We start from the raw sequence: 19,387 nt of genomic DNA on the forward strand, positions 1-19,387 counted from the left end.
TCATTGCTGCCTTGGGCCGGGGCTTGCCTTGCTGACCTGGCCAGGGTCTGTTGCGGTTTTTCTGGTGCGACGCCGGGCGGGCCCGGGATGGCACGATCCGCCGGTCGGGCTTCGGTAGCGGCCATCGACGGTGCCTGCTGGAAGCGAAAGCCGCCGATGTCGATACTCATGGGCGAGCCGGTGCTGGCACTCGAGACGGCGATCACCCGGCCCCCGCAGGAGGTCTGGCTACCGTTGATGGCTGCGGGACGATCCTCGACCTCGAACCAGTCGGCACCCGAGACGATGGCGGCCCCGCAGGAGCTCTTGTCGCCGACCCGGGCCACCGGAACATCGTCGACGAAGACGGTGCTTGCCCCGGTCACGATGCGATGGGGCCCGCCCTTGCAGTTGCACGCGATCTTGTCGCCGATTTTCGCTAGATCCATCGTAATTTGTCTCGCTTGCCCGACGAATTTTTCCAGCGCCATTATGTAACAAGCGGTAATCCAGCAGTGTGCGCGATCCTCGACAGTTGTTGTAAGCCATTGACTACAAATCACACTATTCGAGCAGCTTTCCTACTGGGCATACCGGGGAAGCGGCAAGCGGGACGTTTCCTGGTTCGAAGGTGGTCGGTGCCCTTCAGCCGCCCAAATACCTGAGTCGCCACCACCCGCACGCTTGTCGAGCCGTACGGGGCTCTTCTATCTTCCTACTGTCTCATCAATGAAGAATCGGCGCCGATGGATGCCGGTGCCGCCCCTCATTCAGTGCACCACAGGAGTGATCGCACATGGCTGAACAGCAACAACCTCCCCAGGAACAGGAGAAGCAACCCGGCGACGAGCACGCCATGCGCCCCGAGCCGGAGTTCATTCGTGCCGGCTATCGTGGCGCCGACAAGCTCAAGGACAAGGTGGCGATCATCACCGGCGGCGACAGCGGCATCGGCCGGGCCGTGGCGCTGCATTACGCCAGGGAAGGGGCCGACTGCGTGCTCGCCTATCTCGACGAGAAGCGCGACGCCGAGGACACTCGCGCGCTGGTCGAGGCGGAAGGCCGGCGCTGCCTGACGATCGAGGGCGATGTCGGCGATCCGGCCTTCTGCCGCGAGATCGTCGACAAGACGCTCGAGGCGTTCGGCAAGCTCAACATCCTGGTCAACAACGCCGCCGAGCAGTACGACTGGGACGACGTCACCCAGATTCCCGACGCGCAGTGGCAGCGTACCTTCCAGACCAACATCCACAGCCACTTCTACATGGCCAAGGCCGCCGTGCCGCACATGCGCGAGGGCGACACCATCATCGCCACCTCCTCGATCAATGCCTTCAAGGGCAATAACACCCTGATCGACTACACCACCACTAAGGGTGCCATCCAGGGCTTCATGCGCTCGCTGGCGGTCTCGCTGGTCGACAAGGGCATCCGCGTCAACGCCGTGGCGCCGGGACCGGTATGGACCCCGCTGATTCCCGCCAGCTTCACCGAGGAGAAGGTCGAGACCTTCGGCGGGCAGGTGCCCATGAATCGTCCGGGGCAGCCCAGCGAGATGGGACCGGCCTATGTCTACCTGGCCTGCGAGGAGTCCTCCTACATGACCGGCCAGACGCTGCATCTCAACGGCGGGGTGGTGCTGAACACCTGATCGAGAAAACTTCGGCACCGTTCGCGCATCCGCTATACTGGCGCGGCTTCGAGCCGCGCCGATTTCCGCCGATAGTCGATAGAGAGCCGCCATGAGTGCCGACCGTTCCGCCGTTCCCGCCTCCGTTCTTCTTGCCGGTGCCCGCCTGATCGATCCTGCCAGCGGCCTGGACAGGCAGGCGGATCTGGCCATCCTGGACGGCCGAATCGTGGCCTCCGAACATCCCGAGGCGCGGCATCTGCCTCGCCGGGACGTGAGTGGCTGTGTCATCACTCCGGGGCTGGTGGATATCGGTGCCCATCTGCGCGAGCCCGGCCCACGCTACAAGGGGAGCCTCGACAGCGAATCCGCCGCCGCCCTGGCCGGCGGGTACACGCGTGTGGCCCCACGACCGGACACCAGCCCGGTGCTCGACAGCGCCGCCCACATCCGCACGCTGTGCGACCGGGCCGCCGAGGTCGATGGCGTGCGCCTGATCCCCCTGGGAGCCTTGACCCAGGGGCTGGAAGGACGGCTGCTGGCCAACATGGCCGGGCTCAAGGGCGCCGGATGCGTGGCGTTGACCAACCTGCGCGCGCCGCTTGCCGACACGCGCGTGTTGCGACGCTGTCTCGAGTACGCCGCGACCTACGACATGCCGGTGCTCTTTCACCCCGAGGACGCCGCGCTGGCCGCTGGCGGCTGCGCCCACGAGGGCAGCGTGGCCTCGCGTCTGGGGCTGGGCGGCATCCCCGCCACCGCCGAGACCGCCGCCCTGGCCCAGTGGCTGCTGTTGATCGAACAGACGGGCGTACGCGCCCATGCGGCGCACCTCTCCTGTGCGCGCAGTGTCCTGATGATCGAACAGGCCAAGCAGCAGGGCCTGCCGGTGACCTGCGATGTGACCCTGGCGCACCTGCACTGGAGCGACGCAGCGGTGGAGGGCTTCGACACGCTCTTCCACCTGCAGCCGCCGCTGAGGACGCTCGCCGATCGGAACGCCCTGCGCGATGGCGTAAGACGTGGCGTGATCGATGCCATCGTCAGCGGTCACCTGCCTCACGAGCAGGCCGCCAAGATGGCCCCTTTCGCCGCCTCGGAGCCGGGCATGAGCAGTCTGGAAACCGCCTGGGCGCAAGGGCAGGCGCTGGTCGACGAAAGGGCATTCGACCTGCCGGCGCTGGTCGCCTGCCTGACGAGCGGGCCGGCCAGGGTGCTGGGCCTGCCGCCCAGTTCCCTGCAGCCCGGCCACCTGGCCGAGCTGGCGGTCTTCGATCCGCAACGTACGTGGACGCCGAACGACGAGACGTTGCGCTCGGCGGGGCTGAATACACCCCTGCTGGGCCAGACGCTGAAAGGACGTTGCCTGATGACCCTCGTGGCGGGACAGATAGGCTTCGAGGGTTGCGATTGACGCGAAGTTGATGCGGATCAAAGGCGTGTCGAGCGGGGTCGTTGATACTCGAGTGCATCAACAGGAGGTGCACCATGACCACTCAACGGCAATCCCCGCGAATGCCACGGCAGGGGGCGCGAGAGGAGAGCTTCATCGAGCACGTACAGGGCCCGGGGATCGTGCATCAGATGGCGCATCTGGAGCCCGAGGCCCTCGCCGCCTTGATCAGTGATCTGACAACGCCGCTCAACGGGACCTTCGAGAAAGCCGTCGAGGACATCCTCACCCAAGGCGGGCTCGAGCACTTCGCGGCGTCCAGGACCCTCTTGCCGGCGATGCTGGAGCGCTTCGGCCTGGCCGAGGACGACCTGGCGATGCATGCCGAGTGCCTCGAGACGGCACGAGAAGCCTGCGATACCTGCCCGGCCGTCGGTCGTTGCTGGCGGGCCCTGCGTCACGGGGCTGGCCGGGAGGAGTGCCGCGGGTTCTGTCCAAGCGCCGAGGCGTTCGTTTCCCGGGCCGCCAGTTCATCCGGCTAGAGACTCGCCATCCTCTTCCTTCAAGTTTCCGCGTGATCCAGCCTTTCTGCGTGTGCCACGGGCAGCCGACCGCCGATCTGCCGGGTGATCTCCCGGGCTGCCCGACTCACCAGACCACCCAGTTCAGCGAGCCGAGATTCGGGGATGCGTGCCACCGGCCCGGAGACCGAAATCGCCGCCACGGGGGTGCCCTGTTCATCGTGCACCGAAGCGGCCACGCAATTGAGCCCGACGGCATGTTCCTCGCGATCGCAGGCATAGCCTCGGCGGCGGATCTCCGCCAGGCTCTCGCGCAGGCGAGAGGGGGTATCCAGGGTGTTTCCGGTCAGCCGATTCAGGCCCCGCGCCTGCAGGATGCGCTCGATCTCGCGCTCCGGAAGCCAGGCCAGCAGCGCCTTGCCGACGCCGGAGGCATGCAGCGGCGCACGAGACCCCAGGCGAGTGATCATGCGCATCATCTGGGGGGATTCACTCTGGGCGAGGAATACGGCCATGCCGTCGTCACGGATGCCCAGGTTGGCCGTTTCGCCGCTTTCCTGGGTCAATTGGCGCAGGAAGGGGCGCGCCGTGGCCACGTAGTCCCGCGCCTCGAGGAAGGTATTGCCGACCTGAAAGGCCTTGACGCCGATCTTCCACAGGCCAAGATCGGCATCCTGGGTGATGAAGCCCTGCTTGTGCAGCGCCTGCAGCAGGCGGTGGGTCGTCGAGGGCGCCAGGCCCACGATCTGCGCGATATCGGACAGGCCCAGCCCGGAAGGCGCCGCCGCCAGGCCTTCGAGGATGTTCAACCCACGCACCAGCGACTGGCTGTGGCCCCCGCTGCCCTTGCTGCCTGGGCTTGCCGGACGCCCGACCGGTTTGCGCTTGCTTTCTGTCACGCCCGCTCTCCTCACGCCTTTTCTTGACGCCCAAGCATACACGCTCCGGCAGCGGCTGTCCGCCGTCGCGGAAAGGGTTTCCATTGATGGCCAGGTGGCGCGCTGCAAACTAGCGGCTCACGCGATCCTCGAGACGGAATAGCGCGATCCGGTTGATCTGTTCGATGGCGGTTCGACGCTCCTCGTCCGGGGCATGGTCGAGACGGGTCTCGAAGGCCTCCAGGATCCTGTGCCGATCGCTGCCCTTGACCGCCATCACGAAGGGAAAGCCGAAGCGCGCCTTGTAGGCCTCGTTATAGCGATGGAAACGCTCGTACTCCTCCTCGGTGCACTGATCGAGCCCCGCGCCGGCCTGCTCCCGGGTGGAGTCCGTCGTGAGCTCGCCGCTCTTGGCCGCCTTGCCGGCGAGATCCGGGTGGGCACGGATCACCGCCAGCTGGCGCTCGGCGGGGGCACCTTCGAGAATGCCGCTCATGAGCTCGACAAGGCCCGCGGGGCTGTCCTGTCCGGGGCCGAGCCCTCGCTCCCAGGCCAGTTCGGCCACCCAGGGCGAGTGTTCGTAGATGTCGCCATAGTGGGCGACGAAGCTGTCTCGATCCAGGCTGCTGGGGCGGGGCGAGAGGTAGCGGGTAGTCATGCTATTGTCCTCCGGGGTGAAGCGTTCAGGGATAGTTGTACAGCAAGATAAAATAGATATGTATACAAAAAAATTTTGAAATGTATTTTGCTTGGCGCTAAAACTGTATCCATTGATCCCGTTTCGATCCTCTCTCAAGGAGCACAACAACATGGGACGCCTGACGACGCATGTATTGGACACTGCCCGCGGCCGCCCGGGCAACGGCCTTCGTATCGAGATCTTTCGTATCGACGGAGAGGCGCGCCACCCCCTTGGCGAAGTGGTGACCAATGACGACGGCCGTTGCGATGCGCCGCTCCTCGAGGGAGAAGCCTTCACCGCCGGAGAATATGAACTGCTGTTCCACGTCGGCGACTATCTCGATGCCCAACGGGTGCCGGGCACCCAGCCACGCTTTCTGGAGCGCATTCCGCTGCGTTTCGGTGTCGCCGATGCCGACGAGCATTACCATGTGCCGCTGCTGCTGTCGCCCTATGGCTATTCCACCTATCGGGGCAGCTGACGGCAGTCCCGCCTCGTCGAAGGCCGAGCCACAACAATCACGCAAGATGAGACCTTTCCATGGAAGCCTATCTCCTGGACTTCACGAACATGCTGTTGAGATGGCTGCATGTCATTGCCGCCATCGCCTGGATCGGCGAGTCCATCTACTTCGTCATGCTGGACAACAGCCTGCGCCCCCCCGGGGACGCCGGCGACAGGCAGAAGGGCGTGTTCGGCGAGATGTGGGCCGTGCATGGCGGCGGCTTCTACCACAACCAGAAATACGCCACCGCCCCGGCAAAGCTGCCCGAGGACCTGCACTGGTCGTTCTGGAAGGCCTATACCACCTGGCTGTCGGGCTTCGCCCTGTTTGCACTGCTGTATCTGGCCAGCCCGAGCATCTATCTGGTCAATCCTTCCAGTAGCTGGGAGTGGGCCGCCAGCATGACCGGCTGGCAGGCCAATATCGCCGCCGTGCTGTTCCTTCTGCTTGGCTGGGTCACCTACAACGAGTTGTGCAAGCGCCTCAGCCCGACCATGGAAAACGATGGCGTGCTGAGTATTGCCGTGGCCGTGATGATGGTCGCGGTGTCCTACCTGAGCGTACAGCTGTTCGCCGGGCGTGCCGCCTTCCTGCTGACCGGCGCGGTGATGGCCACCGCCATGTCGGCCAACGTGTTCTTCTGGATCATTCCCGGCCAGCGGCGCATGGTCAAGGCCATGAAGGCCGGGGAGGCGCCGGACCCCCTGGATGGCAAGCGGGGCAAGCAGCGCTCGGTGCACAACACCTACTTCACGCTGCCGGTGGTGCTGTTGATGCTGAGCAACCACTACTCCTTCATGTACACCCATGAGTATGCCTGGGTGATCATGGTGCTGTTCATCTTCGCCGGCGCCTTGATTCGCCAGTTCTTCGTGCTGATGCACCAGGGCGCCATTCGCCCGGCCTATCCTGCCGCCGGCGTGGCGCTGATCCTGCTGTCGGTGTGGGTGGCCGCTCCCTCCAGCGAGCCGAACTCGAGTGCCGGGGCCAGCGCGAATGTCGATGTCCCAGGCGATCAGGGGGTGGGCCTGGCCCGGATCCAGGGCATCATGAACGACCGCTGTGTCCAGTGTCATGCGCAGAACCCCTCTCATCCCGGCTTCAACGCGCCCCCCGCCGGCGTCGCTCTGGACAGCGAGGAGCAGACGAAGCTGCAGGCGCAGGTGATCAAACAGGTGGTGGCCAGCGGCTACATGCCGCTTGGCAACGTCACCAAGATCACCGATCAGGAGCGCGCCGCGATCGCTGCCTGGCAAGAGTAGCGCGCGCTCGTGCGCGGCCCGCCCGGTAAGCTGTCGGGAGGCGATGGAGCGTATACAATGGCGATCCAGGTATCCGATCGCCCAGCAAGGAACAGGCATGAGCCAGCAGGAAGTAGTGCATGGTGAGGCGTCCACCAGAAACAGCGGCACCGGGCGCAAGAAGGGCAAGAATGGCGATGGTGCCGAACGCCATGATGCCATCTATCGCACCATCAGCGATGCCATCATCGAGCACCGGCTGCGCCCCGGTGCACGCTTGCGCGAGGATGCCCTGGCGGAGGTGTTCGGGGTCAGTCGCACCGGCATCCGCAAGATCCTGCAACGCCTGGCCCTCGAGCAGCTGGTGACACTGACACCACGACGCGGCGCCAGTGTCACGCGCCCCACCGCGGAGGAGGCCTGGGACGTGTTTGCGGCGCGCCAGCTGGTGGAGTGCGGCATCATGCAGGACGTGGCCCGGCGCATGGCCCCCGGCGATGCGCGCGCGCTGCGCGAGCTGGCCGCCCGCGAGCGCCAGGCACTCAAGAGTGGCGAGCAGAGCGCCGCGATCAAGCTCTCCGCCGAATTCCACCAGCGTCTGGCGCAACTCTCCGGCAACGCGGCCCTCGCCGAGTTCGTCGGCCGGCTATGTTCGCGCTCCTCGCTGATCCTCGCCGTGTACGGCAGCTCCGGCCACCTGGGCTGCGAATCCCACGATCACGATGAATTGATCAATTTCCTGGAGGCAGGCAAGGGCGAACGCGCCGCGGCCTTCATGGGGCGACACCTCAAGGCCATCGAAGCCTCGCTCTCCATCGTCGAGGAGGAAAACGAGGCCCCGGACCTGCACCATATCTTCTCTTCCTGACACCCTCTGCCCGGGGGACCTGCGCACCTCACACCCCGGTGCCAGGCGCCTGCTTGCCCGACGTCGATGACGCTCGGCGTCACTCGCGAAAGCGCTGGCAGGGAGCCCAGTACTGCATCAGCAGGTAGTAGGTGACGCCGGCGGGGATCAGGCTCGCGTACCAGGAGACGGCGGAGAAGCTCAACGCCACTGCGGCACCCACCAGCGAGGCGATGATCGCGGCATAGTTGACGCCCCGGTAGGGCCCGCGCTCGTCGTAGAGCTTGTCGATATCCAGGGTGCGCCGGCGGATCAGGTAGTAGTCCACCACCAATACCGCGAAGATCGGGCCCAGGAACGCCGAGTAGGTCTGCACGAAGAGCTGCAGGCCGGCGGCGGACTCCGGCTGCACCAGCTTCCAGGGGAAGGTGGCGAAGGCGAGCAGGCCGACGATCACGGTGGCGATCGGGTACTTCAGCTTGAACACGTCCATCAGCACGTAGGTCGGCGGCACCACATTGTTGAGCACGTTGGTGGTCACCTGGGCGAAGGCGATGAACAGCAGGGTGGTCATCAAAAGCGGCGTGTTGTCCACGGCGTTGGCGAACACCTGGATGGGGTCGGCGGTCCCGGTGGCCTCGGAGACCATGAAGCCGATCAGCCCCATGAACAGGGTGCAGGGTAGAATCGACATGGCGTAGATGGTGGTGAGCAGCCCCGGGCCGGTACCCTCCTTGTGCTCCCGGGAATAGTCGCTGACGTTGAGCATCATGGTGCTGTAGATGCCCAGAAAGAGCATGGTGGCGCCCCAGAACGGCATTCCCCAGGAGCCTTCCATGGTTAGTAGGCTCGCCGTGAGCTCGCCGCCGTAGCGCTGCACCGTGGCGTAGAACATGTAGACCAGCGAGGCGAGGATGAAGGCGCTGCCGATGTTCTCCAGCCACTTGATCCCCTGGAAGCCCGTCACCGATAGGGCGATCTGCAGCAGCTGGAAGGTGATGAAGTAGAACACCAGGTTATCGAAGCCGAACAGGGTGGCAGAGACCATGTTCAGGGCGCCGGCGCCGATCCAGCTCTGGAAGCCGTACCAGACGATGGCGGGGACGGCGCGCACCAGTCCCGGGATGCGGGTGCCGGCGAAGCCGAAGGCACCGCGCGCCTGGACCATGAAGGGGATGCCGTACTTGTAGCCCGCGGCGCCGTTGACGGCCAGCGCGATGCCGATGACGAAACAGCCGATGGCGATGGCCAGGGTGGCCTGGATCAGGTTCAGCGTGCCCACCACGCTGGACCCCATGGCGAAGGTGCCGATGGAGACGCAGCCGCCGAACCAGGCCAGAAAATAGGAAGGCCGGCCCATGATCCGGGTCTTCTGGGGCGCCAGCGACTCCTCGCCCGGGGCCTTGGTGGTGAGGGCGGCTTCTGTCGCCGTGGGGGGTGTCCCGGGATGGGAAGCGGGGGTGGTCATGATGGTAGCCTCGCAGGTTGCCGGTTGTTGTTGTCCATCTCATGGACGCTTTTGTGAGCTGCGGCGTGCCGTTGGCGGATTGTGATGTGCCGTCTTTTGTTGTGGTCGTTACTGGCTCAGGTAATCGAAGCGACCGGTGAAGGTCTTGGGGCGTGGAAAGGCCAGGTCGCCATGCTTGCTGGTACCCAGTCCCAGGCCGACCAGCGCCTCTGCCAGCTTGACCGAGGCGGTGACCCCTTCGATGACCGGCAGACCGACCGCATCGCTGATCTGGGCGGTGAGATCCGCCATGCCGCCGCAGCCCAGCACGATGGCACCGATGTTGTCCGCGTCCCGGGCACGCTTGCACTCGTCGACAAGGCGCAGCATGGCCGCCTCGCCGTCGTCCTCCAGATCAAGCACCGGGATCTCCGCGGCGCGTACCCGCCGGCAGTGGTGAGCAAAGCCGTAATTCGCGAGCAGGTGCTCGGCGATGATGCCGGTACGCCCCAGGGTGGTGACGATGGAGAAGCGTGTGCTGACCAGGGTGGCCATGTGGAAGGCCGCCTCGGCGATACCGATCACCGGCGCCCGGGTCAGCTCCCGGGCGGCGAGCAGGCCCGGGTCGCCGAAGCAGGCAACGATGTAGGCATCGATCCCGTCGCGTTCCCCACGGCGCACTTCGTCGATGACACCGACCGCACTGATGGCTTCATCGAAGTGGCTCTCGATGGAGACCGGGCCGCTGGCGGGGTTGGTGGCGCTGATTCGCGTGCCCGGGGCGGCGATGCGCTCCGCTGCCGCGCCGATCTTGCGAGTCATGCTCGCCGTGGTGTTGGGATTGATGACGCGTATGTGCATTGGCGTTCCTCAGGGATCGGCTAAATTTGTTCACGAAATCCAGGTCTATTTGTACACAAAGTAGTCCGCGGAAAAAGTGAGCGCAAGCAGGTTTTGCTGCAACGTCGCGCGGCTCGACTTGCGGCAGCCCTGGATACAGGCTAGCTTTGTATTGTATACACTTAATAAGAAAGGGATCCTTGCGATGACGTCAGCACGAGACGCCGACTACCCCCGCGACCTGGTCGGCTACGGTCGTCGATTGCCGCAGGCCAACTGGCCCGGCAACGCTCGGGTCGCTGTGCAGTTCGTCCTCAATTACGAGGAGGGGGGCGAGAACAGCGTCTTGCACGGCGATACCCATTCCGAGCAGTTCCTCTCCGAGATCATCGGCGCCGAGGCCTACCCGGCCAGGCACCTGAGCATGGAGTCGATCTACGAATACGGCTCCCGGGCCGGGGTGTGGCGCATCCTCCGGGAATTCGAGCGGCGTGGCCTGCCGTTGACCGTCTTCGGCGTGGCCATGGCCCTGGAGCGTCATCCCGAACTGGCCCAGGCGTTCAAGGAACTGGGGCACGAGATCGCCTGCCATGGCTACCGCTGGATCCACTACCAGAACGTGCCGGAGGCGGTCGAGCGCGAGCACATGCGCCGCGCCCTCGAGATCTTCCAGAGGCTCTACGGCGAGAAGCCGCTGGGCTGGTACACCGGCCGGGACAGCCCCAATACCCGGCGTCTGGTGCTCGATGAAGGGTCATTCCTCTACGACAGCGACTACTACGGCGACGACCTGCCGTTCTGGACACGAGAGACGGACAGTCGCGGAGAGGCTCACACCCACCTGGTGGTGCCCTACACCCTGGACAGCAACGACATGCGCTTCGCCTCGCCCCAGGGCTTCAATACCGGCGAGCACTTCTTCACTTACCTGCGCGACGCCTTCGACGTGCTCTACGCCGAGGGCGAGGACACCCCCAAGATGCTCTCCGTCGGTTTGCACTGCCGCCTGATCGGCCGCCCGGGGCGGTTTCGCGGGCTGCAGCGCTTCCTCGACCATATCGAGGCCCACGACCGGGTCTGGGTCACGCGGCGCGTGGATATCGCCCGGCATTGGGTGGTGCATCATCCGGCGGTGAGTTAAGGGAGAGATAATATGTTGGAACTCAAGGCAGAACCGCTGACGCCCAAGGCGTTCATGCCCTTCGGTGAGGTCATCGATTCGCGCACCTCGGACTCGTTTCCCATCAACACCGGCCGAACCCAGCGCCATCACGACCTGGCCCGGGTCGAGACCCTGGGCGAGAATGCCCGGGCGTTGATCAGCATCTTCGTCAGCCAGCCCATCCGGGTGCCGCTGGAACTGTCGTTCCTCGAGCGTCATCCCCAGGGCAGCCAGGCGTTCATGCCGCTGCACGAGGAGCGGTTCATCGTCGTGGTCGCCCCGCCGGGAGACGAGATCGACCCGGACGACGTGCGCGCCTTCGTCACCGATGGTCGCCAGGGCGTCAACTACCGGGCAGGGACCTGGCACGCCATCCAGTCGGTGCTGGAGCGCGAGGGCGAGTTCCTGGTAGTCGATCGCGGCGGCGAAGGCAGCAATTGCGACGAGTATCCCATTGAGCTGCGCATCACTCTCGACGAGTGACGTGGAGCATCTTTCCAAATCCCCAGGTGTCGGGCGCCGGGGGCAAGACGCAGCAAGGGTCTTTTGCCATGGTCGGAAAAAGCTCCATGCGATTCCGGCATTTCCGCCATCCATGGCGGTCAGAAAGCAAAAGTAGCGCCCAAGGAGGGGTTTACAGCGCCCTTGCGAAGGCTTGCCCCCGGAGAAGCCCATCTTGCCTTACAGGTTGTGAAGAACTTGGCGTTACCTTTTCAAACAGAGGCCATACGATGACAACTCGAAGCTACTACGCCCCTCGGGGCGGGCTCCCTCCCCAGACCCAGATGACCGCGGATCGCGCGGTGTTCACCGAGGCCTACGCGGTGATCCCCAAGGGCGTCATGCGCGATATCGTCACCAGCTTCCTGCCGTTCTGGGACAAGACCCGGCTCTGGGTGCTGTCCCGTCCCATGACCGGCTTCTCCGAGACCTTTTCCCAGTACATCATGGAGGTCGCCCCCGGTGGCGGCAGCGACAGGCCCGAGCCGGACGCCGGTGCCGAGGCGGTGCTGTTCGTCGTCGAAGGCGAGTTGACCCTGACCCTGGCCGGTGAAAAACACATCATGCATCCCGGCGGCTACGCCTTCATCCCGCCGGCAAGCCAATGGCAGGTACGCAACGATGGAGACGAGGCGGTACGCTTCCACTGGATTCGCAAGGCCTACGAATACGTGGAGGGCCTCGAGACGCCGGAGGCCTTCGTCACCAACGAGAACGACATCGCGCCGACGCCGATGCCGGATACCGATGGCGTCTGGGCCACCACCCGCTTCGTCGACCCGCAGGATCTGCGTCACGACATGCACGTGACCATCGTCACCTTCCAGCCCGGCGGCGTCATCCCCTTCGACGAAACCCATGTGATGGAGCACGGCCTCTACGTGCTCGAGGGCAAGGCCGTCTATCACCTCAATCAGGATTGGGTGGAAGTGGAGGCCGGCGACTACATGTGGCTGCGCGCCTTCTGTCCCCAGGCCTGTTACGCGGGCGGTCCGGGGCCGTTCCGCTACCTGCTGTACAAGGACGTCAATCGCCACATGAAGCTCAACCCTTCGGCGGCCTATCGCGGGAACACCCGCTAGCATGCTTTTTCACAAGGTAAAAATAGTTTCCAAGTATAAAGGCCGGCGGCGCACGCCGGCCTTCTTGTTTACGTCTGTGCATGGATGTCTTGTACGCAAGAAGCCTGGATGAGACGAAAAATTATTTTATGGAAATATTTTCCATAAAACTTGACGGCCTCTCGGACCCGGCCTAGCGTGAAGGCAACGACAACGATCGTGTCACCGGGAGGAATCACCGTGGCCAAGATGACCGCAGCAGAAGCCGCCGTTCACGTGCTCAGGAAGGAAGGGGTCGAGGTCGCCTTTGGGGTGCCCGGCGCCGCCATCAACCCCTTGTATGCCGCCCTGCGCAAGATCGGCGGCATCGATCACGTGCTGGCACGCCATGTCGAGGGTGCCTCGCACATGGCGGAGGGCTATACCCGGACCAAGGCCGGCAACATCGGTGTGTGCCTGGGCACCTCGGGGCCTGCGGGCACCGACATGGTGACCGGACTCTATTCCGCCAGCGGCGATTCCATTCCGATCCTCGCCATCACCGGTCAGGCGCCCCGGTCGCGGATGCACAAGGAGGATTTCCAGGCGGTGGACATCCAGGCCATCGTCGGGCCGGTCACCAAGTGGGCGGTCACCGTGATGGAGCCGGCCCAGGTGCCGCGTGCCCTCCAGCAGGCCTTTCACCTGATGCGCTCGGGCCGCCCGGGCCCGGTGCTGCTCGACCTGCCCATCGACGTGCAATTGAGCGAGATCGAGTTCGACCCGGACACCTACGAGCCGCTGCCGGTCTACAAGCCGTCGGCCTCTCGTGCCCAGATCGAGAAGGCGCTGGCCATGCTCGACGCCGCCGAGCGACCGCTGCTGGTGGCCGGGGGTGGCATCATCAACGCCGATGCCGCCGAGGTGCTGGTCGAGTTCGCCGAGATCACCGGGGTGCCGGTCATTCCGACCCTGATGGGCTGGGGCGCGATTCCCGACGATCACAAGCTGATGGCCGGCATGGTGGGGCTGCAGACCTCGCATCGCTATGGCAACGCGACCCTGCTCGCCGCGGACTTCGTGCTGGGCATCGGCAATCGCTGGGCCAATCGGCATACCGGGGAGCTGGCCAGCTACACCGAGGGGCGCACCTTCGTGCACGTGGACATCGAGCCGACCCAGATCGGGCGGGTGTTCTGCCCGGATTACGGCATCGTCTCCGACGCCGGGGCGGCGCTTGAGTTGTTCGTCGAGGTGGCCCGTGAGCGGCAGGCGGCAGGCAGGCTGAGGGATCGCTCGCAGTGGGCCGAGTCGTGCCAGCAGCGCCGGCGCACCATGATGCGCAAGACCCACTTCGACAACGTGCCGATCAAGCCGCAGCGCGTCTACGAGGAGATGAACAAGGCCTTCGGCAAGAACACCCGCTACGTCAGCACCATCGGCCTCTCCCAGATCGCCGGTGCCCAGTTCCTGCACGCCTACCAGCCGCGCCACTGGATCAACTGCGGCCAGGCCGGGCCGCTGGGCTGGACCATCCCCGCGGCCCTCGGCGTGCGTCGGGCCGATCCGCAGGCCAACATCGTGGCCCTTTCCGGCGACTACGACTTCCAGTTCATGATCGAGGAGCTGGCGGTGGGGGCGCAGTTCAAGCTGCCCTACCTGCACGTGCTGGTGAACAACTCCTACCTGGGGCTGATTCGCCAGGCCCAGCGCGGCTTCGACATGGATTACTGCGTGCAGCTGTCGTTCAAGAACATCAACTACACCAACGAACAGGCGGAGCTCGCGGAATATGGCGTGGATCATGTCTCGGTCGTCGAGGGGCTGGGTTGCAAGGCACTGCGCGTCACTCGGCCCGAAGAGATCGCCGGCGCCTTCGACGAGGCCCAGCGGCTCATGAAGGAGCACCGGGTGCCGGTGGTGGTCGAGATCATCCTCGAGCGGATCACCAACATCGCCATGGGCACCGACCTGGCGGGTGTCACGGAGTTCGAGGAGCTGGCGGAGAACGTCACCGATGCGCCGACCTGCATCGGTGCCCTGATTTGATAACGATGAGGGGCCTGTCGCTGGTCAAGCCGGCGGCAGGGCAGGATACTCGATAGCCAAACAACCCAAGGAGACCACGATGCCCAAGTTCGCCGCCAATCTCAGCATGCTGTTCACCGAGGAGGCATTTTTCGACCGCTTCGATGCCGCCGCCAAGGCGGGGTTCAAGGGGGTCGAATATCTCTCTCCCTACGATCACGCCGCCGCCGATATCAAGGCGCGACTGGACGCCAACGGCCTGACCCAGGTGCTGTTCAACCTGCCGGCAGGGGACTGGGGCGCCGGAGAGCGCGGCATCGCCTGCCATCCGGATCGCGTCGAGGAGTTTCGCCGCGGCGTCGACACGGCCATCGAGTACGCCACGGTGCTGGGCTGTAAGCAGGTCAACTGCCTGGCCGGCATCAAGCCCGAAAGCGTCAGCGATGCCGAGGCGCACGGAACCCTGGTCGACAATCTGCGTTTCGCCGCGGAGAAGCTGGGCGAAAACGGCATCCTGCTGATCGCCGAGCCGATCAACACCCGGGATATCCCCGGCTTCTTCCTCAACTACAGCGCCCAGGCGCTGGCGCTATTCGATGAGGCGGGGTCGAACAATCTCAAGCTGCAGTACGACATCTATCACATGCAGATCATGGAAGGGGATCTCGCCCCGACCATCGAGCAGCATCTGGCGCGCATCGCCCACATCCAGATTGCCGACAATCCGGGCCGTCACGAGCCGGGCACCGGCGAGATCAATTACCCCTTCCTGTTCGCTCACCTCGATCGCCTGGGCTATGCCGGCTGGGTCGGGTGCGAATACAAGCCCCTGGCGGGAACGCGGGAAGGGCTGGGATGGTTGGATAACCTGCGCTGAAAAACGACTCGGAAGGAGACAAAGTATGAGCAAGATCGGATTCATCGGCCTGGGGATCATGGGTCGGCCCATGGCGGGCCATCTGCTCGATGCCGGCCATGCGCTGGTGACCGTCAAGCGCGGCAAGCCGCTGGCCAGCGAGCTCGCCGACAAGGGCATGCAGGAGTTGGCCGATCCCAGGGCGGTGGCCGAGCAGGCCGAGGTGATCATCACCATGGTGCCGGATACCCCGGACGTGGAACAGGTGCTGTTCGGCGAGAATGGCGTCATCGAAGGATTGCAGCCCGGCACCCTGGTCATCGACATGAGCTCCATCGCGCCGCTGCCGACTCAGGAGTTCGCCAGGCGGATCACCGATGCCGGCGGTGAATACGTCGATGCCCCGGTCTCGGGCGGCGAGGGCGGCGCCATCAATGCGGCACTCACCATCATGGTCGGCGCCACCGACAAGGGCTTCGAGCGCGCCCGGCCGATTCTCGAGGTGATGGGCAAGACCATCACCCACATCGGTGGCCACGGCGACGGTCAGACCTGCAAGGTGGCCAACCAGATCGTCGTCGCCCTGACCATCGAAGCCGTGGCCGAGGGTCTGCTGTTCGCCTCCAGGGCCGGCGCGGACGTGGCCAAGGTGCGCGAATCGCTGCTCGGCGGTCTTGCCCAGTCGAAGATCCTCGACGTGCATGGCGAGCGCATGATCGAGCGCACCTTCGATCCGGGCTTCAAGGTGCGTCTGCACCAGAAGGACCTGAACCTGGCGCTGGAAGGCGCGCGCACCCTGAACCTTGCCCTGCCGGGTACCGCCAACGCCCAGCAACTGTTCCAGGCCTGTGCCGCCAACGGTGGTGCCGACTGGGATCATGCCGGCATGCTGCGGGCGCTGGAGAAGCTGGCCGATCATGAGGTCGGCCAGTAAGCGGCCTGAACGATCCAAAGAGCTTCAAACCCCGGCGGCCGCTATCGCGGGCTCGCCGGTTTTTTGTAGGCTGTTCGTTATCCCCATGCCCTGAGGGCGTGTCTTGTGAGGAGAGCCGAATGAGCGCCAACGTTTCCTTTGCCGACCGTGAGGTGGCCCGCGACTGGCTGACGCGCCTCGCCTACTCGGCGATTGCCGCCGTGCATCCGGCCAACCTGCTGCCGGATCGCTTGCCCGAACCGCCCATGGGGCGCACCGTGGTGGTGGGAGCCGGCAAGGCCGCCGCGGCCATGGCCAAGGCGCTGGAGGATGCCTGGCGGATGAAGGCGCCCGAGGCCGACCTCTCCGGGGTGGTGGTGACCCGCTACGGCCATGGCGAGGCCTGCCAGCGCATCGAGGTACTGGAAGCCTCGCATCCCATGCCCGATGAGCTCGGCGAGCAGGCGGCCAGGCGCATGCTCGAGGCGGTCAGCGCACTTGGCGAGGACGATCTGGTGATCTCGCTGATCTCGGGCGGTGGTTCGGCACTCATGACCCTGCCGGCACCTGGCCTGACCCTGGCGCAGAAGCAGGCGCTCTCGAAGGAGCTCTTGCGCTGCGGTGCGCCGATTCGCGAGATCAACACCGTGCGCCGGCACCTGTCGGCCATCAAGGGCGGTCGCCTGGCCGCCGCCGCGCACCCGGCTCGGGTCGTCACCTACCTGATCTCCGACGTACCCGGCGACGAGCCCAGCCTGATCGCCTCGGGGCCGACCCTGCCGGACGACTCCACCCCTGCCGATGCCCTGGCCATTCTCGAGTCGCGCGGGATCGAGACGCCCGAGGCGGTGCGTCGTCACCTGCAGAGCGACGATTCCGCGCCGCACCGGGACGATGCCGAGTTCGCCGGCGACGAGGCGACGGTGCTTGCCCGGGCCGTGGATGCCCTCGAGGCCGCACGCAGGGAAGCCGAAGATGCCGGCCTGGAGGTACGCCTGCTGGGCGACGACTTGGAGGGCGAGGCCCGGGAGCTGGGGCGTGATCACGCGGAACTGGCCTTGACTGCTCGACGCGACTGCCGGCGTCCGCTCTTGATTCTGTCCGGCGGGGAGACCAGTGTTACCGTACGCGGTGACGGCCGGGGCGGTCGCAACGTCGAGTATCTGCTGGGCGCGTTCGAGACCCTCCAGGGGGCCGACGGGGTTTACGCGCTGGCCATCGATACCGACGGCATCGATGGCTCGGAGGACAACGCCGGTGCGCTGATCGGCCCGGACACCTGGGAACGCGCCCAGGAGGCGCGGCTGGTCGCGGCGGACTACCTGGCCCGCAACGATGCCTACGGCTTCTTCGATGTTCTCGACGAGCTGATCGTGACCGGCCCGACGCGTACCAATGTCAATGATTTTCGCGCCATTCTGGTGCTACCGAGGACTTCATGAATCCAATGCCCCATGCTCCCATCCGCCGCACCAAGATCGTCGCCACCCTGGGGCCCGCCAGCGACCGCGACGGCGTGCTCGATGCCCTGATCAAGACCGGTGTCGACGTGGTGCGGCTCAACTTCTCCCATGGCAGCCCCGAGGACCATCGCAGGCGCCTCGTGGCGGTACGCGAGGCGGCCGAGCGATACGGCCGCGCCGTCGCCGTGCTGGGCGACCTGCAGGGGCCGAAGATCCGTATCGCACGCTTTGCCGACGGTCCGGTGGAACTCAAGGAAGGCCAGTCGTTCATTCTCGACGTCTCTCTCGAGCGCGATGCCGGCAACGCCGAACGGGTGGGATGCGATTACAAGACCCTGGCGGAAGACGTCGCGGCCGGCGACGTGCTGCTGCTCGACGATGGGCGTCTGGAGCTGGTGGTCGACAAGGTCGAGGCGCCACGGGTGCATACCACGGTACGGGTTGGTGGCAAGCTCTCCAACAACAAGGGCATCAACAAGCAGGGCGGGGGACTCTCCGCCGCGGCCCTCACCGACAAGGATCGCGAGGATCTCAGGACCGCCATCGATATCGGCGTCGACTACCTGGCCGTTTCCTTTCCGCGCAATGCCGCCGACATGCAACTGGCTCGGGAACTGCTCGGCGAGGCGGGCAAGGAGATCAGCCTGGTGGCCAAGATCGAGCGTGCCGAAGCGGTCGGCGACGAGCAGACCCTGGACGACATCATCCGTGCCAGCGAGGCGGTGATGGTGGCCCGCGGCGACCTCGGCGTGGAGATCGGTGACGCCCAGCTGATCGGCGTGCAGAAGCGCATCATCCAGCGCGCCCGTACCCTCAATCGGGCGGTGATCACCGCCACCCAGATGATGGAGTCGATGATCCATTCGCCATTGCCGACCCGGGCCGAGGTATTCGACGTCGCCAACGCGGTGCTCGACGGCACCGACGCGGTGATGCTCTCCGCCGAGACCGCGGCCGGCGACTATCCGGTGGAAACCATCGAGGCCATGAACCGGCTCTGCCTGGGCGCCGAGCGCGAACGTGCCGCCCAGGAGTCCAAGCACCGCATTCACGAAGGCTTCTCGCGCATCGACGAGACCGTGGCCCTCTCGGCCATGTACGCCGCCAACCACCTGACCGGGGTCGCCGCCATCGCCTGCATGACGTCCAGCGGCTATACCCCGCTGATCGCCTCGCGCATCCGCTCCGGACTGCCCATCGTCGGCCTGGCCCACAATCCCGTCGCCCAGCGGCGCATGGCCCTGTACCGTGGCGTGGTCTCGCTGCCCTTCGACACCAGCGAGATGACCGCCGAGGAACTCGACACCCGGGCGCTGGAATTGCTCGAGAGGCACGGCCTGGTCAGCGAGGGCGACGAGGTGATCATGACTCGGGGCGATCACATGAACGCTCACGGCGGCACCAACACCATGAAGATCCTGCAGGCCTGAGCCGGGCCGAAGGGCGGAAGCACGCTTCCGC

General features: G+C 65.4%; 19 protein-coding genes. 14 read left to right on the forward strand and 5 right to left on the reverse strand.

Features of this window, described 5'->3' with window-relative positions; all coding sequences use genetic code 11:
- The coding region (locus BUA41_RS18970; protein WP_175546906.1) for a PAAR domain-containing protein at positions 1–428 on the reverse strand (428 nt) is incomplete at its 3' end.
- 347 nt (positions 429–775) lie between these two features.
- Here BUA41_RS18970 and BUA41_RS10885 point away from each other — a divergent pair.
- From BUA41_RS10885 to BUA41_RS10895, 3 genes are all read left to right on the forward strand, one after another.
- The gene (locus BUA41_RS10885; protein WP_072822712.1) at positions 776–1,630 is read left to right on the forward strand and encodes an SDR family oxidoreductase; all 855 of its coding nucleotides are present in this window, start codon (positions 776–778) and stop codon (positions 1,628–1,630) included.
- Positions 1,631–1,721: 91 nt separating this feature from the next.
- A complete protein-coding gene (locus tag BUA41_RS10890; protein WP_072822714.1) occupies positions 1,722–3,023 on the forward strand; it encodes a dihydroorotase in 1,302 nt (433 codons plus the stop codon).
- A gap of 74 nt (positions 3,024–3,097) precedes the next feature.
- Positions 3,098–3,544 (forward strand): hypothetical protein, encoded by a 447-nt coding sequence (locus BUA41_RS10895; RefSeq protein ID WP_139249109.1) that lies wholly within the window; start codon positions 3,098–3,100, stop codon positions 3,542–3,544.
- 20 nt (positions 3,545–3,564) lie between these two features.
- Here BUA41_RS10895 and BUA41_RS10900 read toward each other — a convergent pair whose 3' ends face one another.
- Together BUA41_RS10900 and uraD are read right to left on the reverse strand one after the other, a co-directional pair.
- On the reverse strand, positions 3,565–4,422 hold the full coding sequence (locus BUA41_RS10900) for an IclR family transcriptional regulator (protein ID WP_072822718.1): 858 nt from the start codon (positions 4,420–4,422) through the stop codon (positions 3,565–3,567).
- Positions 4,423–4,531: 109 nt separating this feature from the next.
- On the reverse strand, positions 4,532–5,059 hold the full coding sequence (gene uraD / locus BUA41_RS10905) for a 2-oxo-4-hydroxy-4-carboxy-5-ureidoimidazoline decarboxylase (RefSeq protein ID WP_072822720.1): 528 nt from the start codon (positions 5,057–5,059) through the stop codon (positions 4,532–4,534).
- Between the two features lie 151 nt (positions 5,060–5,210).
- Here uraD and uraH point away from each other — a divergent pair, with 151 nt between their 5' ends.
- The 3 genes from uraH (at position 5,211) to BUA41_RS10920 (ending at position 7,697) form a co-directional block, all read left to right on the forward strand.
- Positions 5,211–5,564 carry a hydroxyisourate hydrolase gene (gene uraH / locus BUA41_RS10910; RefSeq protein WP_072822722.1) on the forward strand — a complete coding sequence of 118 codons (354 nt, stop codon included), beginning with the start codon at positions 5,211–5,213 and terminating at the stop codon, positions 5,562–5,564.
- A gap of 59 nt (positions 5,565–5,623) precedes the next feature.
- Entirely contained in the window at positions 5,624–6,850 is a 1,227-nt protein-coding gene (locus BUA41_RS10915; RefSeq protein WP_072822724.1) for a urate hydroxylase PuuD, read from the forward strand.
- Between the two features lie 97 nt (positions 6,851–6,947).
- Positions 6,948–7,697 (forward strand): GntR family transcriptional regulator, encoded by a 750-nt coding sequence (locus BUA41_RS10920; RefSeq protein ID WP_084671447.1) that lies wholly within the window; start codon positions 6,948–6,950, stop codon positions 7,695–7,697.
- A 79-nt stretch (positions 7,698–7,776) separates the two neighbouring features.
- Here BUA41_RS10920 and BUA41_RS10925 read toward each other — a convergent pair whose 3' ends face one another.
- Both BUA41_RS10925 and BUA41_RS10930 read right to left on the reverse strand, forming a co-directional pair.
- Entirely contained in the window at positions 7,777–9,144 is a 1,368-nt protein-coding gene (locus BUA41_RS10925; RefSeq protein WP_072822726.1) for an NCS1 family transporter, read from the reverse strand.
- Positions 9,145–9,252: 108 nt separating this feature from the next.
- Entirely contained in the window at positions 9,253–9,984 is a 732-nt protein-coding gene (locus BUA41_RS10930; RefSeq protein WP_072822728.1) for an aspartate/glutamate racemase family protein, read from the reverse strand.
- A gap of 184 nt (positions 9,985–10,168) precedes the next feature.
- On the opposite strand from BUA41_RS10930, the gene puuE reads away from it, so the two are divergent.
- The 8 genes from puuE (at position 10,169) to pyk (ending at position 19,356) form a co-directional block, all read left to right on the forward strand.
- Positions 10,169–11,104 (forward strand): allantoinase PuuE, encoded by a 936-nt coding sequence (puuE, locus tag BUA41_RS10935; protein ID WP_072822731.1) that lies wholly within the window; start codon positions 10,169–10,171, stop codon positions 11,102–11,104.
- Positions 11,105–11,116: 12 nt separating this feature from the next.
- A complete protein-coding gene (locus BUA41_RS10940; protein ID WP_072822733.1) occupies positions 11,117–11,608 on the forward strand; it encodes an ureidoglycolate lyase in 492 nt (163 codons plus the stop codon).
- 248 nt (positions 11,609–11,856) lie between these two features.
- A complete protein-coding gene (locus BUA41_RS10945) occupies positions 11,857–12,708 on the forward strand; it encodes a bifunctional allantoicase/(S)-ureidoglycine aminohydrolase (RefSeq protein ID WP_072822735.1) in 852 nt (283 codons plus the stop codon).
- Between the two features lie 219 nt (positions 12,709–12,927).
- The gene (gene gcl, locus BUA41_RS10950; protein ID WP_072822737.1) at positions 12,928–14,715 is read left to right on the forward strand and encodes a glyoxylate carboligase; all 1,788 of its coding nucleotides are present in this window, start codon (positions 12,928–12,930) and stop codon (positions 14,713–14,715) included.
- A 79-nt stretch (positions 14,716–14,794) separates the two neighbouring features.
- Positions 14,795–15,571 carry a hydroxypyruvate isomerase gene (hyi, locus tag BUA41_RS10955; RefSeq protein WP_072822739.1) on the forward strand — a complete coding sequence of 259 codons (777 nt, stop codon included), beginning with the start codon at positions 14,795–14,797 and terminating at the stop codon, positions 15,569–15,571.
- Positions 15,572–15,596: 25 nt separating this feature from the next.
- Complete coding sequence (locus BUA41_RS10960) at positions 15,597–16,484, forward strand: 2-hydroxy-3-oxopropionate reductase (protein WP_072822741.1); 888 nt, start codon at positions 15,597–15,599, stop codon at positions 16,482–16,484.
- Between the two features lie 119 nt (positions 16,485–16,603).
- Positions 16,604–17,905: a glycerate kinase type-2 family protein gene (locus BUA41_RS10965; protein ID WP_072822743.1), complete on the forward strand. Its 1,302-nt coding sequence runs from the start codon at positions 16,604–16,606 to the stop codon at positions 17,903–17,905.
- Positions 17,902–19,356, forward strand: a complete 1,455-nt coding sequence (pyk, locus tag BUA41_RS10970; protein WP_072822745.1) for a pyruvate kinase — start codon at positions 17,902–17,904, stop codon at positions 19,354–19,356. Before BUA41_RS10965 ends, pyk begins: the two co-directional genes overlap by 4 nt.
- The last annotated feature ends 31 nt before the right edge of the window (positions 19,357–19,387 follow it).

This window comes from Modicisalibacter ilicicola DSM 19980, assembly GCF_900128925.1.
GTDB lineage: Bacteria > Pseudomonadota > Gammaproteobacteria > Pseudomonadales > Halomonadaceae > Modicisalibacter > Modicisalibacter ilicicola.

Excerpts from the sequence above, each read along its gene's own strand:
- BUA41_RS10885 (WP_072822712.1), top strand. The coding sequence starts at position 776 with ATGGCTGAACAGCAACAACCTCCCCAGGAACAGGAGAAGCAACCCGGC.
- BUA41_RS10890 (WP_072822714.1), top strand. The coding sequence starts at position 1,722 with ATGAGTGCCGACCGTTCCGCCGTTCCCGCCTCCGTTCTTCTTGCCGGT.
- BUA41_RS10895 (WP_139249109.1), top strand. The coding sequence starts at position 3,098 with ATGACCACTCAACGGCAATCCCCGCGAATGCCACGGCAGGGGGCGCGA.
- uraD (WP_072822720.1), bottom strand. The coding sequence starts at position 5,059 with ATGACTACCCGCTACCTCTCGCCCCGCCCCAGCAGCCTGGATCGAGAC.
- uraH (WP_072822722.1), top strand. The coding sequence starts at position 5,211 with ATGGGACGCCTGACGACGCATGTATTGGACACTGCCCGCGGCCGCCCG.
- BUA41_RS10915 (WP_072822724.1), top strand. The coding sequence starts at position 5,624 with ATGGAAGCCTATCTCCTGGACTTCACGAACATGCTGTTGAGATGGCTG.
- BUA41_RS10920 (WP_084671447.1), top strand. The coding sequence starts at position 6,948 with ATGAGCCAGCAGGAAGTAGTGCATGGTGAGGCGTCCACCAGAAACAGC.
- BUA41_RS10925 (WP_072822726.1), bottom strand. The coding sequence starts at position 9,144 with ATGACCACCCCCGCTTCCCATCCCGGGACACCCCCCACGGCGACAGAA.
- BUA41_RS10930 (WP_072822728.1), bottom strand. The coding sequence starts at position 9,984 with ATGCACATACGCGTCATCAATCCCAACACCACGGCGAGCATGACTCGC.
- puuE (WP_072822731.1), top strand. The coding sequence starts at position 10,169 with ATGACGTCAGCACGAGACGCCGACTACCCCCGCGACCTGGTCGGCTAC.
- BUA41_RS10940 (WP_072822733.1), top strand. The coding sequence starts at position 11,117 with ATGTTGGAACTCAAGGCAGAACCGCTGACGCCCAAGGCGTTCATGCCC.
- BUA41_RS10945 (WP_072822735.1), top strand. The coding sequence starts at position 11,857 with ATGACAACTCGAAGCTACTACGCCCCTCGGGGCGGGCTCCCTCCCCAG.
- hyi (WP_072822739.1), top strand. The coding sequence starts at position 14,795 with ATGCCCAAGTTCGCCGCCAATCTCAGCATGCTGTTCACCGAGGAGGCA.
- BUA41_RS10960 (WP_072822741.1), top strand. The coding sequence starts at position 15,597 with ATGAGCAAGATCGGATTCATCGGCCTGGGGATCATGGGTCGGCCCATG.
- BUA41_RS10965 (WP_072822743.1), top strand. The coding sequence starts at position 16,604 with ATGAGCGCCAACGTTTCCTTTGCCGACCGTGAGGTGGCCCGCGACTGG.
- pyk (WP_072822745.1), top strand. The coding sequence starts at position 17,902 with ATGAATCCAATGCCCCATGCTCCCATCCGCCGCACCAAGATCGTCGCC.